A 12,880-nucleotide genomic window follows, 5' to 3' on the forward strand; every position below is an offset into this window, starting at 1 on the left:
AAAAGATATTCTTACTTTTGTCTATATTCAGATCTCAAAAAAGAAAAAACAGATGAAAACAGCCGATCCCCGATTACCCAAGATTCTTCCTGAGAATGAAAATTTATGTCGCACCATTGATCTATTTGACGAAGAGATAGAAGAACAGTTCTTTAGAAACCAGACTGTAACAGGTATGGCGAAAGATCAGCTATCTTTTCAAACTTGTATCTTCAATCATTGTATCTTCAGGGAATGTGAGTTTAAGAAAGCCAGATTCTGCGATGTAGAGTTTAAGAATTGTGACTTTTCTAACATCAAGTTGCAAGATTGTAGTTTCAATAGGGTGACATTCATTGATTGCAAATTGATGGGCACAAACCTAACGGGCAGCACATTCAATCAAGTATCATTCAGCCAATGCAGCGCGCCTTATTTTTTAGTCTCAAGTAGTAAGATACGTGGGGCAAACTTTATTAATAATGACTTTAGAGGATGTGCTTTCGATCAATGCATACTAGAGCATGTGGCATTGGATAATTGTAACTTTACCGAAGCAGACTTTTCCCTGACACCATTAAAATACATCGACCTATCTTCTTGCGACATCACAGGGATACGTCTCAATGGAAGTGAACTTCGGGGAGCTGCGGTAAACGCCATGCAAGCCGTTGAACTAGCCAGATTACTAGGGTTAATCATTAAAGAATAAAAAACAGTCACGTATGAAGCGAGTTGTTATAGTAGGTGCAACCTCCGGTATTGGATATGAAGTGGCAAAGATATATTTTGAAAGAGGCTGGCGAGTAGGCGTGGCAGGCAGACGAGAGTCGGCATTGCAAGAATTCCGTTCTCTGGCTCCCGATAAAATAGAGATTGAGTCACTCGATGTTACAGCTATCGATGGAGCGGAGAAATTGCAACGACTCATTGAAAAATTAGGAGGGATGGATCTCTTTCTGTTGAGTTCAGGAGTTGGCAACCAGAACATCAGTCTAAATCCGGAAATTGAAATCAATACTGCTAAAACGAATGTAGAAGGCTTTATACGTATGGTAACAAGTGCTTTTAATTATTTTAAAGTGCAAGGAGGCGGACATCTGGCAGTAATCAGTTCTATTGCCGGAACCAAAGGACTTGGTTCGGCCCCTGCTTACTCTGCTACTAAACGTTTTCAGAATACCTACATAGACGCACTGGCACAATTGAATCATTTGGAAAAGCTCAATATACGCTTCACCGACATCCGTCCCGGATTTGCAGCAACCGCTTTACTAAAAGACAGAAAATATCCGCTCTTGATGCAAACCGATCACGTAGCAAGATGTATCGTGAAAGCGCTAGATAGAAAGAAGCGGGTGGCTGTAATTGATTTTCGATATGCCATTCTAGTCTTCTTCTGGAAACTCATCCCCCGATGGTTATGGGAAATACTTCCGGTAAGGAACGACAAATAAGAAAGCATTCTATTTGGTCTTCGGCTCAAAATCCAAGGAAATAGAATTTACGCAGTGTCTTGTGTCTTTAGGTGTGAACCCTTCGCCAATAAACACATGCCCCAAATGAGCTCCGCAACGGGCACATTGAATCTCTGTTCGCCTCCCGTCGGCATCAGAGACACGTTTTATTGCTTTAGGTATTTCATCATCAAAGCTAGGCCAGCCACAACCGGAATCAAATTTATCTTCCGAACGATAAAGTTCCGCACCACACTGTTTGCAGCAGTACACGCCTGCCTCTTTATGTTTATAATAGATACCTGTATATGGGCGTTCCGTACCTTTATTGATGATCACACGTTTCTCTTCGGAGGTAAGTTCTTTCATTACAATGACTTTCTGATTGGATTTGATTGTGTCAATAGTTTTATTTGCCGACTGAGGTTGTGCCTTCAAGCAGCAAACAGAGAAGATCAGCAACAATAAAACCGACGCTTTCATGGTGAGTAGGTTTTCTATTTAAACATTTCTGGAGAGTAAAAAGTTCAATATAAATAGCACCATCGAACGGATGCAGAGATTCTTAAGATTATGACGAAAATAAAAAGAGAAAAACGAACAGTAGAGTTTATGATAAGGCTTTATTGTCGTAAGAAAGAGAAGAATGACGAACTATGCGATACATGCAAAGCATTGATAGAGTATGCACATAATCGTTTAGAGCAATGCCCTTTTGGAGAGCAAAAAGGCACATGCAAACATTGCAAAATACATTGTTACAAACCTGAGATGCGTAAACAGATGCGCATGATAATGAGATACATAGGGCCTCGAATGATTGTATATGCGCCCATACAGGTATTGAAACATTTCCTAAAAAAGTAATATTACTTTTGCTTCACCCAAATAAGTTTGGAAATGTCGTATCCACGGCGTTCCGCTTGCTCTAGCAAGTGCTGTTTCACTTCATCAGCAAGAAATGGCGTACGACTAAGAATCCATAAATAGTTATCAGAACGACTACCGATCAACACATAACTGTAACGTTCCTCATCCAGTTCCAGCACATAGTAATCGCCATAGAACCACAAGAAAAAAGCAACTTTCAACTTACCGGGTTGATTGACATCAGGTAACTTCGCCTTGCCGACAGAGACTTTCCGCTTCCCGTCAAAGTCATTCATGTAACCACTGTTTTCTACACGAACTTTACCATCAGGCAATAGCATATAGTCGGCAGTAACACCAACCATATTCCGCTCAAAGCGATGATCAAAACGAGCGATTTCGTACCATTTTCCCATGTATCGATTCAAGTCCAGCTCTGCAACTGTTTGGACATCTATGTCGGATAAGAAATCATCTATGGTAGGAGACGAAAAGTTAAAGTCCGATTCAACTAGCCTCTTCGGGCGTACACACTGCCCTTTCGTAATAAACTCGGCAGCCTCTCCTAACAGCAAACGAAAAAAAGAAGCTGGCATTGTAAACTCAATATAAGCTCCATGTCTCTGCGCCAACTTACCCATTAACTGAGCCTGAGTCAACATTTCAGGAGCGACCAAGTTAACCACCCCACTGAGCGAAGGTGTAGCAATGATATGCGCCATTGCTTTATTCAAATCACGAATATCAATCCAGGGAAACATCTGCGTGCCGGGACCAATGGTCACGGCCATCTTCATCTGTAGCGGACGAAGCATTTGCTGCAAAGCCCCACCATCAGGAGAAAGCACCACCCCAAAACGAGTAATCACTAATCTCGTTTCCTGAGGCAATTTTGAGGCCTCATTCTCCCATCGGCGACAAAGATCCGACAGAAAATCAGTACCACGCTCTACTGAGTCTTCATCATAACATCCCTCTGTAGGATAATAACCGACGGCAGAAGCAGAAATCAACAAAGATGGTTTCTGCTTCAATCCATTCAGTGCCTGAACAATTCTTCGGGTAACATGTATCCGACTACGGTTAAGCTCTTCTTTATACTCCGCTGTCCAACGATGGCTTATAGAAGCTCCTGCCAGATTAATCACCACCTCACAATGAGATAATATATGCATCAACTGTCCTGACATATGATCTCTAAACATTGCCCTTCCCAAAGGAACAACCTGATGTCCTTGTCCTGTGAAAAAAGCGGTAAGATGCTTACCGACAAAGCCACTAGCTCCACTGATTGCAATCTTCATAGTCTTTGAATGTTTAGTGATTAAGCAGAAGGTTCAACCAACGTATTAGTCCAACGTCTTAATAATTCGCAAAGCCTCCTCAACGTGTTGTTCCGCTTTGGTCAGAGAGTCAAAAGTAAAGACAACCATTCCCTTCTTGTTCACAACATAAGTGACGCGACCCGGAATTACGCCCAGAGCACTAGATGGCACGCCAAACAGTTTGCGAACACTATTCCCTTCGTCACTAAGTAACGTGAAGTTCAGCTTATACTTATTAGCAAACTCCAGATGACTCTCTACCGACTGCCCACTGATACCAATAATCATCGTATTTTTATCAGCAAAAACCTCAAACTGGTCACGAAAAGCACAAGCCTCCTTCGTGCAACCGGGAGTATCATCTTTAGGATAGAAATAAATCACCAGATTTTTTTCACCTAGCACGGCATCAAGATCAAAAGTCTTACCAAACTGATCTTTCAACGAAAATGAAGGAACTTTACTTCCCACTCCTATTACTGTTTTCATATTTTCCTTACTTTTTGTTTGTGAATAAACATTCCCATTAAAACAAAACAGAAACGCTATCATTGATAAAATCAGGCAAGATGTTTTCTTTTTCATAAATTACAAGTTTTATATCCAATATTTTAAAAGAACAAATAGAAGATAGTAATGTTCTTGCGACTGACCCAGGATTATAAACCTACCGATAATGTCATTACTGAACGTATAAACGAAATAATTAAGCAGAAATTTATTTATAGAATTAAACGCTTTAATACAGGTCAATATAGTATTATAAAAAAGGATCTGTCTACTCAATTTAGTAAAAGTCAGACACACAAGCCCTATTATGGTTCATTACGTGGAAAACTATTCAAAGCATAATCATCCGAATGACGAAAGGAAGCTTCTTCTGTATTGAGCAGGCGTAGTATCCAGCACCTTAATAAACTGACGCCGCATATTATCTACATTTTTCAATCCACAATGAGAAGCAACCTCGTCCAAGGACGATTGTGTCTCTACTAAATATTGACAAGCATAGTCCACTCTCATTTTATCTATATATTTCGCAGGAGTAATGCCTAATTCACGGGCAAAGACCCTGGCAAAATTACGTGGACTCATTGCCACATATTCGGCTAATGCCTCTATCCTCAAATCTTCATTAAAATGATTAAGCAACCATTCACAAACTTTGCGCATAGAGATATTATTAATATTTTGGCAGTCCAAAGGAGTCGTAAACTGAGCTTGATTACCCGGACGTTTAAGGAATAGAACCATCCATCGGGCAACGTACAAAGCAAAAGATTTACCACAATCTTCTTCCACTAAAGCCAAGGCCAAATCCATCCCGGAACTGATCCCTCCCGCAGTATAGATATTTCCATCTTTACTAAAGATACGAGCTATATTCACTTTGACCAAAGGATACATTTGGGCTAATTCTTCACTTTTTGCCCAATGCGTAGTCACCTCTTTACCATCCAACAAACCAGCCTCAGCCAAAAAAAAGGCAGCAGAACAGATCGAACAGATTCGACGAACACTCCCTGATTGCTTCTTTAACCATCCAATCAGTTCCTGACTCATCTTGTAATCCTGCAACTTTGGAAGTGCGGAAATAATTAGAGTATCAATCGGATAATCAATTGCCTTGTAGCTACCCTCCGATAAGATAGACAAGCCTCCGGAAGTCGTGATCATTTTTCTATTCTCCGCCGAAACGACGTGCGTTTCATACTTAAAGCTCACTTTATCTTTGATCGTATCAAACTTGTCTATTGCTTTATCAAAGACCTCTAACGGCCCGGCAATATTTAATAGCGTTGAATTCTCAGGAGCTAATATCACAATATGCCTTACTTCATATTCCTTTTGCATAGTACAACAATTATTAAAGATATATCTTAAAAATACGAATAATCATAAAGTGGCAGTATTTGCCATTTTTTTGTCCTTGCAGACAAATACTTATTCTCGTAACTTTGCAGTATTAACAAAAGAGAGAAGTAGAATGTTTAATTATTAAAACAACAATTATGAAAACAATTAAAGTAGGTATTAACGGCTTCGGCCGTATCGGACGTTTAGTACTTCGTGCTGCTCAACACAGAGAAGACATTCAGATCGTTGGTATCAATGACCTCCTCGACATAGAGTATATTTCGTATATGCTACGCCATGATACCATCCATGGAAAGTTCGATGGCAGTGTGGTAGTTCAAGATGGCAAACTTATTGTCAACGGAAACAGCATACGGATTACAGCAGAAAAAGATCCGGCTAATCTGAATTGGAAAGAGGTGGAAGCTGAATATATTGTTGAATCTACAGGTCTGTTCTTAACCAAAGAAAAAGCACAAGGACATATTACAGCCGGAGCCAAATATGTAGTGATGTCCGGACCCTCCAAAGACGACACGCCAATGTTCGTTCCGGGTGTTAACGATGACAAGTACATCAAAGGAACACAAATCGTATCAAATGCATCCTGCACCACCAATTGCGTCGCACTTGTTGCCAAAGTTTTAAATGATAAATTCGGAATACTCGAGGCATTAATGACCACGATACACTCTACCACAGCAACACAAAAGACCGTTGACGGACCATCCATGAAAGATTGGAGAGGTGGACGTGCTGCATCAGGCAATATCATTCCATCTACTACCGGTGCAGCAAAAGCAGTCGGTAAAGTCATTCCTGAATTGAATGGAAAGTTGACCGGTATGTCCTTCCGCGTTCCCACACTAGATGTCTCCGTAGTTGACCTCACCGCTCGTTTAGCCCAAGAAACAACTTATGCAGAAATCTGCGAAGCAATGAAAGAAGCTTCCGAAGGCCCACTAAAAGGATACCTAGAATACAGCAACGAAGATCTTGTTTCTTCAGATCTTATCGGTAACTCTCACACAGCCATCTTTGATGAAAAAGCCGGCATTCAACTAAGTCCGACTTTTGTGAAAGTCGTGGCTTGGTACGACAATGAATGGGGATTTTCTTGCAAAGTACTGAACTCAATAGCAACGATGAGTAAAATTAACGAATAAAGTCTAATCTACATAGTATGAAGGAAGGAATGGTTACAAAAGCCATTCCTTTTTTTATTGTTGATTGAAAGACAGTCCTTTCCATATTAAGAATTAGTATGTGAATAGTTATGGCGATATCCTATTTTCTATTAGCTTTAACGCAAAAAGAAAGAAAAATGAGCAATTGAAATATCCTTGTAATACATATTATCTATATTTGTGACAAATCATAGAATCCCCATATGAACAAAAAAAAGACCATCCCTAGTATAGATAGAGATTTGAGCTGGATGTATTTTAATCGCCGCATCTTATCCGAAGCGATGAAGCCAAATGTTCCTTTACTCGAAAGGTTATCATTCTTAGGTATCTATTCCAATAATTTGGATGAATTTTTCCGTGTACGTATGGCAACGCTTAGCCGCATTGTTGAATATGAGGATAGAAGTCTTCGTCTGGAACGTGAGCACGCCAAACTCTTGATTAAGCAAATACATCAGTTGAATAGTAAGTATTCGATAGAATATGAATCAGCCATAAAGGAAGTTACTTCCCGTTTGCGTGAGGAGAATATTTATTTGCTTAACGAGAATGAGTTAGACGTTGAACAGCAAATTTTTGTGCGAAACTTCTTTCGCAGGCAATTGAGTGGCTTTGTCAGCCCGATATGGCTTTCTGCCGTAAAGCAACTTACGGAAGCAACGGATGAAAACATCTATCTTGCAATAAAAATGCAGGTAAAAAAGAACAGTGAAGAGGATGAAAAAAAGAAGACTGCTCACATCAGAGTACGTCGGCCGGAGTATGCATTGATAGAACTACCCGTTTCAACATGTGGGCGTTTTGTGCGTTTACCGGATAGAAGTAAAGGAGGAAGTTCTTTGATGTATCTGGATGACATCATTCGTTTTTGTCTACCGATGATTTTCTCTGGCATGGACTACAACCATTTTGACGCATATGCTTTTAAGTTCACCAAAGATGCCGAAATGGAAATTGATAATGACTTGCGTAACGGACGGTTACAAAAGATTTCAAAAGCAGTGAAAAGTCGTAAGAGAGGAGATGCGCTCCGAGTGATCTATGATACTAAAATGCCACGAGACTTATTGAGTCGTATCATGAAGCGTCTGAACCTAGATAAATCGGACACAGTGCAGAAGGGCGGACGCTATCACAATCATAAAGATCTGATGTCTTTCCCAGACTGTGGGCGGAAAGACCTAAAATATCCGGCATGGGTACCGATCCTGAAACCTGAATTAAAGAGAGACGAGAGTCTGCTGAAATTGATTCAGAAGCAAGACCGCTATATCCATGTCCCTTATCATAGCTTCGATTATTATATCCGTGTGCTGCAGGAAGCTGCTGTCAGTAAGGAGGTCAGGAGCATCAAAACAACTCTGTATCGCCTAGCTAAAGAATCGAAAGTGGTCAAAGCATTGATTTGTGCTGCGCTCAACGGCAAAAAAGTAACGGTAGTCATCGAGTTACTAGCCCGCTTTGATGAAGCTTCAAACATAAACTGGTCAAAGAAAATGCAAGATGCCGGTATTCAGGTTCTCTTCGGACTAGAGGGAGTGAAGGTGCACTCTAAGATTACCCATATAAGTATGAAGAGAGGCGGAGACATCGCTTGCATCAGTACAGGCAATTTTCATGAAGGGAATGCTTCAATGTATACAGATTACTTGTTGATGACCGCTAAGCTTAGTATAGTGCGGGATGTAAACAGTGTATTCGATTTTATTGAAAAGCCTTATCTATCTCAACGATTCAAGGAATTGCTCGTGTCTCCTAATGAGATGAAGAAACGCTTCCTTAGCTTGATTTCGGACGAGATAAGGAATAAGAAAGCAGGACTGCCTGCATATATCCATGTAAAGGTGAATCATGTAACGGATGATGCTATTATAGAGAAGCTTTATGAAGCGTCGAAGGCCGGCGTGCCTGTAGAGCTCTTGGTGCGGGGCAACTGTACACTACTAACGGGCATCTCTGGGTTGAGCGATACAATACGGATCAATGGCATCATTGACCGTTATCTGGAACATGCCCGTATTTTTATCTTTGCTGCGGGCGGAGAGAATAAAACCTTTATTGGTTCGGCTGACTGGATGAGACGTAATCTTGATAATAGAGTGGAGGTGATTACCCCTGTTTATGATCCGTTAATTAAGGAGAATCTACAAAAGGTATTTGATTTCGGTTTTCGTGATACCTGTCAGGGTTGTGTGGTGGATGGCACGGGAGAAAACCGACCATGGACAAGAGAAGATGGAAACACTCTGCCATTTCGTTCTCAAGAGGAGTTATATAATGATTATAAACTAAAAGAGTAAAGGAGAAAAATTATGGCAGATACATGTTATGCTGCAATTGACATTGGTTCTAACGCAGTGCGTTTGTTGATAAAGAGAGTGAAGTCCGATGAAATGCAGATGAATAAAAAGTTCTCTAAAGTATTGCTGCTACGAGTACCGTTGCGACTGGGCTTTGATGTATTTTCCCTAGGAGAACTCTCTGACGGTAAGTCAACGAAGTTATTACGTTTGATGAAAGCTTTCAGACAGTTGATGAAGATTTATGAGGTAACGGATTATAGGGCTTGCGCTACTTCGGCTATGAGGGAGGCCACCAATGGTAAGTCTGTTATCAAGAAGATTCAGAAGGCTACAGGACTTGAGATTGAGATAATTGATGGTCAGGAAGAGGCCCAACTAATTTATAAGTATCATCTTGAAAACTCCACGGAAAGTTTAGGCAATTATGTCTATGTGGATGTAGGTGGCGGTAGCACCGAGATCAACTTGCAGATTGACGGGGAATTGAAACAGTCACTTTCTTACAATGTAGGTACGGTAAGAATGTTGAGAAATGCTGTTGAGGAAGGCATCTGGGAACAAATGAAAGATGATCTTAGCCGATTGACTACAGGACTGGATCATGTGAACATCATTGGCTCTGGCGGTAACATCAACCGATTGTATCGCTTGGCGGGCAAAAAAGACAAGAAGAAGTTGAGAATGCCAGTGAGTTCTTTAAAGACTATATGTGATCAATTAACCCTCTTAACACCGGAGGAACGTATGGAAGCATTTAGTCTAAAGGCAGATCGTGCAGATGTGATTGTGCCGGCTGCTGAGATTTTTCTTACCATTGCCGAGGTGATAAGAGCGGAATACATCCATGTACCAGTGATTGGTCTTGCAGATGGCATGATTGACGAGTTGTATGAGAAGCATAATGACGCTTCTACTCCTATTAAGTAATTCATTCCCTCAAGTTGCTTGCAACTCTTGTTGCAGCAACTTGAGGGAATTTTAATATTAACCAATTCTAGCCTTATTGTAGCCTTTATATGTTTAATGTTACTTATAAGAAGCTTTATTCCGCCAACTTCAACATTTATACCGCCAACTACTTTGTTTCTTCTCTCTATTTTTTTTGCCCAAACACTTGATCTTAGCAAATAAATGTATCAATATTATTAATGTAACCATAAAGCATATTCGGATTGAACTAAGGTAAATGGAGGAAACTGGTATAAGAATGTAAACATATAAAGATTATTAGTACATTTGTCTCATTAAGAAAAGTATTATGGAAACAGATTTAGAAAAGTTACTAGATTTAAGCGGATTAGCCTCTGATAAAGAAGTGAAAAATAGATTCGAGCAATTGGCGACAGTATTATTCCAAAACCATCATATCCAAAAAGGAGATATCCGATATGATTTTTTGGAGATAGAATTTTATTACTATAGTAGAGAGCATAGAGATATTGTTACATATCCAAGAACGGCAAATGTCGGCGAATGGTTTTTTCACATGAGTGGAGTGGACATAACATTCAAAAGCAAAAGCGAATACAGAAAAGAGCCAAGCAGTAAAGTAGCTGAAGGAGATTTCTTTGGTGGTATACTTATCCGAAGCTTACTAAGGCACGAAAAGGGTATTAGCAAGATTATTACAGGTCCGTATAACTGTATGGATGATTTATTCGATAAGTTTAATGCATTGGATACTCCACAAAATTTTCCCTGTGTTGTCCTAAATGAAGCTACCGATGTGAATGTTCTTAAAACAACTCGTTGGATTCCATCCTTTAATACAAATAATGCTGAAGAGAAAAAGAAAAGATGCGAAATTATTAAAGATCGATATTCCGATAATACAAATGGGGATGAGTACCTGAAAGACAACTTTATATCAAAAAAATACCGCTATTACAAAGGAGGTATGGGAGAAGAGATAAAGTCATCATACAAAGCAAGCCCTTGGAAATAAAACAAATAAACAAGACACAATATATTGGATAGTGTCGATAATTCTTATCGCACTTTCTGAAGCATTGTTATCGTATGGCACATCGGGGTCGGAGAAGAATTTAAATATATAGTCTTTCTTTTTTGCCAAAGCTTTTCTGAATCCCCAAAACTCTTCTTGGTACTGCCACAAGGGTTCGTTTAACAGCTCATCGAGCTTTTGCTCAAACTCCTGCCTTGGTATATTTTCCCACTTGGTATTCTTCCTTTGGTGGATGGCATCCCGCAGTAACTTTAGAAATCTTTGGGACCATGTCTGCTTTCTATTGAGTTCGCTCAGATAGTTCAACTCCCGCAACAAATGAGCCAGACAAATCTGATGATCCTTTACCGGTATGCAGAAATAGGAACTGTGACGATCGGTCACCAGTGTGGCCTTGAGCAATCCCTTGGGGAATTCTTTATAAATGGCGGCTTTCCCTCTGCAAGGGCTCTGATAGACATACTTAAGCTTTTTGTTTTGCCACACCCATGTCCACTGGTTCTTGCCGTTAATTGACACCTCTGTCTCATCAGCTCCCGCCACCTGTGAATGGGCAATTCGAGATCGTATTTCCTTGTAAGCGGAGGAAGATCAATGACCTGACTCTGGATGGAATCCCTAACAAAGAACCGCCGCAATGCCTACAATACTCGCACACGTGGGTTTGAATAACATCGGAATCAGGACAATACTCCAAAGTGAGACCCTCATGCCCGGGCTGCCCTCCGGTGGGCAGATCCGATTTCCGGCGGAGCGAACGGGTGCGCAATATCTGTGCCCTTGCAATCGGATTCTTTGAGGCTGGGATACTGCTATTGCAGCTGTTCTTCACAGGAAGTTCAAAAGAGGATAGTTTCTTTTGCAGCTTGAGGTTCTCACTGGTGAGTCGTTTTATCTCTTGATCCTTCAAACCAAGAAGACGATCTTTGGAAGCCAACTCTTTGAAAAGAGTCTTTTTCTCCTTTGCAACACTGGAAAACTGGTTGCGAAGGGAAGTCAACTCCTCATATAAACTAGAGAGGATAAAGGGGATATCATTCAATTATTCTTCCACAGTGCAAAGGTAAAGACCAATACAAAGAAAAAATGACCGATAGATTATCAACCGAATACCAACACCAATTACAATACTATTTCAATTTTAAAGGACCTGAGTAGTTAGCTATTTTTTCCTTTACCAATTCGAAACTATGACTAAAACTTTTAGAATAAAAAGCAATAAGGAGAATTATACCGCAACTAATAGACGCATCAGCAAAATTGAATACGGGACTAAAAAACACAAACTTATCTCCTCCTATAATTGGTGTCCAATTAGGCCAATTAAATTCTACCATAGGAAGATAAAACATATCTACCACTTTCCCATAAAACCAATCCTGATACCCATTTCCAATAGGTACAAACGTAGATATTTCGTATTGTGAACTTTGATTGAAAATGACACCATAAAAAATACTATCAATAATATTACCTACTGCCCCGGCAAAGATTAATGAAGTACACGCTATGTAACCATATTTATAATTAGCTTTTACAATTATTGAAATGTACCATATAAAAGCACAGGAAAGCATAATCCGGAAAAACGTTTGAAGTATTTTAGGGATTATTTGCAGTCCAAAAGCCATGCCTGGATTCTCTACAAAAGATATATAAAACCAGTTTGTCACATGTACGCTTTCGCCATAGCACATATTCGTTTTTACTACGATTTTTATAATTTGGTCAATTAATATAATTAAAAGAATAATCAAAATAGAGAAGAGCCTTTTAGATAATATATTTTTCATTGTCTTTTTAAACGTAAAAAAGTAAATAATATTTTATTCTGTAATTGGATAAATTAGATATTGTCTAATAGTTGCACTAAAGTACTTAGAAGCTATATTGTTACGGCTGTTTAATTTGAGGAAGTATTATCTCGATAAAT

The 12,880-nt window shown here is 39.7% G+C and carries 13 protein-coding genes and 1 pseudogene; 7 read left to right on the forward strand and 7 right to left on the reverse strand.

What is annotated here, in order from left to right; translation table 11 throughout:
• The first annotated feature begins 52 nt into the window (after positions 1-52).
• Both BQ5338_RS05010 and BQ5338_RS05015 read left to right on the forward strand, forming a co-directional pair.
• Positions 53-691 (forward strand): pentapeptide repeat-containing protein, encoded by a 639-nt coding sequence (locus tag BQ5338_RS05010; protein WP_071145890.1) that lies wholly within the window; start codon positions 53-55, stop codon positions 689-691.
• Between the two features lie 13 nt (positions 692-704).
• Positions 705-1,436, forward strand: coding sequence for an SDR family NAD(P)-dependent oxidoreductase (locus tag BQ5338_RS05015; RefSeq protein WP_071145679.1), 732 nt, complete (start codon positions 705-707; stop codon positions 1,434-1,436).
• Positions 1,437-1,454: 18 nt separating this feature from the next.
• Here BQ5338_RS05015 and BQ5338_RS05020 read toward each other — a convergent pair.
• Positions 1,455-1,805, reverse strand: a pseudogene (locus BQ5338_RS05020) (methionine-R-sulfoxide reductase); the annotation flags it as partial.
• 204 nt (positions 1,806-2,009) lie between these two features.
• Here BQ5338_RS05020 and BQ5338_RS05025 point away from each other — a divergent pair.
• Positions 2,010-2,303 carry a nitrous oxide-stimulated promoter family protein gene (locus BQ5338_RS05025; protein ID WP_071145680.1) on the forward strand — a complete coding sequence of 98 codons (294 nt, stop codon included), beginning with the start codon at positions 2,010-2,012 and terminating at the stop codon, positions 2,301-2,303.
• Between the two features lie 2 nt (positions 2,304-2,305).
• Here BQ5338_RS05025 and BQ5338_RS05030 read toward each other — a convergent pair whose 3' ends face one another.
• The 3 genes from BQ5338_RS05030 to BQ5338_RS05045 all read right to left on the reverse strand — a co-directional run bounded on the left by BQ5338_RS05030 (position 2,306) and on the right by BQ5338_RS05045 (position 5,485).
• Complete coding sequence (locus tag BQ5338_RS05030) at positions 2,306-3,610, reverse strand: TIGR01777 family oxidoreductase (protein WP_071145681.1); 1,305 nt, start codon at positions 3,608-3,610, stop codon at positions 2,306-2,308.
• Positions 3,611-3,655: 45 nt separating this feature from the next.
• Positions 3,656-4,120 carry a peroxiredoxin gene (locus tag BQ5338_RS05035; RefSeq protein WP_071145892.1) on the reverse strand — a complete coding sequence of 155 codons (465 nt, stop codon included), beginning with the start codon at positions 4,118-4,120 and terminating at the stop codon, positions 3,656-3,658.
• Positions 4,121-4,483: 363 nt separating this feature from the next.
• Positions 4,484-5,485 (reverse strand): GlxA family transcriptional regulator, encoded by a 1,002-nt coding sequence (locus tag BQ5338_RS05045; RefSeq protein WP_071145683.1) that lies wholly within the window; start codon positions 5,483-5,485, stop codon positions 4,484-4,486.
• A gap of 158 nt (positions 5,486-5,643) precedes the next feature.
• Between BQ5338_RS05045 and gap the strand changes: the two genes are divergently transcribed.
• The 4 genes from gap (at position 5,644) to BQ5338_RS05065 (ending at position 10,926) form a co-directional block, all read left to right on the forward strand.
• The gene (gap, locus tag BQ5338_RS05050; protein ID WP_071145684.1) at positions 5,644-6,654 is read left to right on the forward strand and encodes a type I glyceraldehyde-3-phosphate dehydrogenase; all 1,011 of its coding nucleotides are present in this window, start codon (positions 5,644-5,646) and stop codon (positions 6,652-6,654) included.
• A gap of 224 nt (positions 6,655-6,878) precedes the next feature.
• Positions 6,879-8,978, forward strand: a complete 2,100-nt coding sequence (locus BQ5338_RS05055; protein ID WP_071145685.1) for an RNA degradosome polyphosphate kinase — start codon at positions 6,879-6,881, stop codon at positions 8,976-8,978.
• Positions 8,979-8,990: 12 nt separating this feature from the next.
• The gene (locus tag BQ5338_RS05060) at positions 8,991-9,908 is read left to right on the forward strand and encodes a Ppx/GppA phosphatase family protein (protein WP_071145686.1); all 918 of its coding nucleotides are present in this window, start codon (positions 8,991-8,993) and stop codon (positions 9,906-9,908) included.
• A gap of 331 nt (positions 9,909-10,239) precedes the next feature.
• On the forward strand, positions 10,240-10,926 hold the full coding sequence (locus BQ5338_RS05065) for a hypothetical protein (protein ID WP_071145687.1): 687 nt from the start codon (positions 10,240-10,242) through the stop codon (positions 10,924-10,926).
• Here the strand turns inward: BQ5338_RS05065 and BQ5338_RS05070 are convergent.
• From BQ5338_RS05070 to BQ5338_RS05080, 3 genes are all read right to left on the reverse strand, one after another.
• Positions 10,900-11,490, reverse strand: a complete 591-nt coding sequence (locus BQ5338_RS05070) for an IS66 family transposase (RefSeq protein ID WP_071145688.1) — start codon at positions 11,488-11,490, stop codon at positions 10,900-10,902. The two genes, BQ5338_RS05065 and BQ5338_RS05070, sit on opposite strands and share 27 nt — an antisense overlap.
• Positions 11,477-11,989, reverse strand: a complete 513-nt coding sequence (locus BQ5338_RS05075; protein ID WP_071145689.1) for a hypothetical protein — start codon at positions 11,987-11,989, stop codon at positions 11,477-11,479. The genes BQ5338_RS05070 and BQ5338_RS05075 overlap by 14 nt, the downstream gene beginning before the upstream one ends.
• 88 nt (positions 11,990-12,077) lie before the next feature.
• Positions 12,078-12,740, reverse strand: a complete 663-nt coding sequence (locus BQ5338_RS05080; RefSeq protein ID WP_071145690.1) for a lipoprotein signal peptidase — start codon at positions 12,738-12,740, stop codon at positions 12,078-12,080.
• Positions 12,741-12,880: the final 140 nt, after the last annotated feature.

Origin of the sequence: Bacteroides ihuae (genome assembly GCF_900104585.1) — a bacterium.
Lineage (GTDB): Bacteria > Bacteroidota > Bacteroidia > Bacteroidales > Bacteroidaceae > Bacteroides > Bacteroides ihuae.

Excerpts from the sequence above, each read along its gene's own strand:
- BQ5338_RS05010 (WP_071145890.1), top strand. The coding sequence starts at position 53 with ATGAAAACAGCCGATCCCCGATTACCCAAGATTCTTCCTGAGAATGAA.
- BQ5338_RS05015 (WP_071145679.1), top strand. The coding sequence starts at position 705 with ATGAAGCGAGTTGTTATAGTAGGTGCAACCTCCGGTATTGGATATGAA.
- BQ5338_RS05025 (WP_071145680.1), top strand. The coding sequence starts at position 2,010 with ATGACGAAAATAAAAAGAGAAAAACGAACAGTAGAGTTTATGATAAGG.
- BQ5338_RS05030 (WP_071145681.1), bottom strand. The coding sequence starts at position 3,610 with ATGAAGATTGCAATCAGTGGAGCTAGTGGCTTTGTCGGTAAGCATCTT.
- BQ5338_RS05035 (WP_071145892.1), bottom strand. The coding sequence starts at position 4,120 with ATGAAAACAGTAATAGGAGTGGGAAGTAAAGTTCCTTCATTTTCGTTG.
- BQ5338_RS05045 (WP_071145683.1), bottom strand. The coding sequence starts at position 5,485 with ATGCAAAAGGAATATGAAGTAAGGCATATTGTGATATTAGCTCCTGAG.
- gap (WP_071145684.1), top strand. The coding sequence starts at position 5,644 with ATGAAAACAATTAAAGTAGGTATTAACGGCTTCGGCCGTATCGGACGT.
- BQ5338_RS05055 (WP_071145685.1), top strand. The coding sequence starts at position 6,879 with ATGAACAAAAAAAAGACCATCCCTAGTATAGATAGAGATTTGAGCTGG.
- BQ5338_RS05060 (WP_071145686.1), top strand. The coding sequence starts at position 8,991 with ATGGCAGATACATGTTATGCTGCAATTGACATTGGTTCTAACGCAGTG.
- BQ5338_RS05065 (WP_071145687.1), top strand. The coding sequence starts at position 10,240 with ATGGAAACAGATTTAGAAAAGTTACTAGATTTAAGCGGATTAGCCTCT.
- BQ5338_RS05080 (WP_071145690.1), bottom strand. The coding sequence starts at position 12,740 with ATGAAAAATATATTATCTAAAAGGCTCTTCTCTATTTTGATTATTCTT.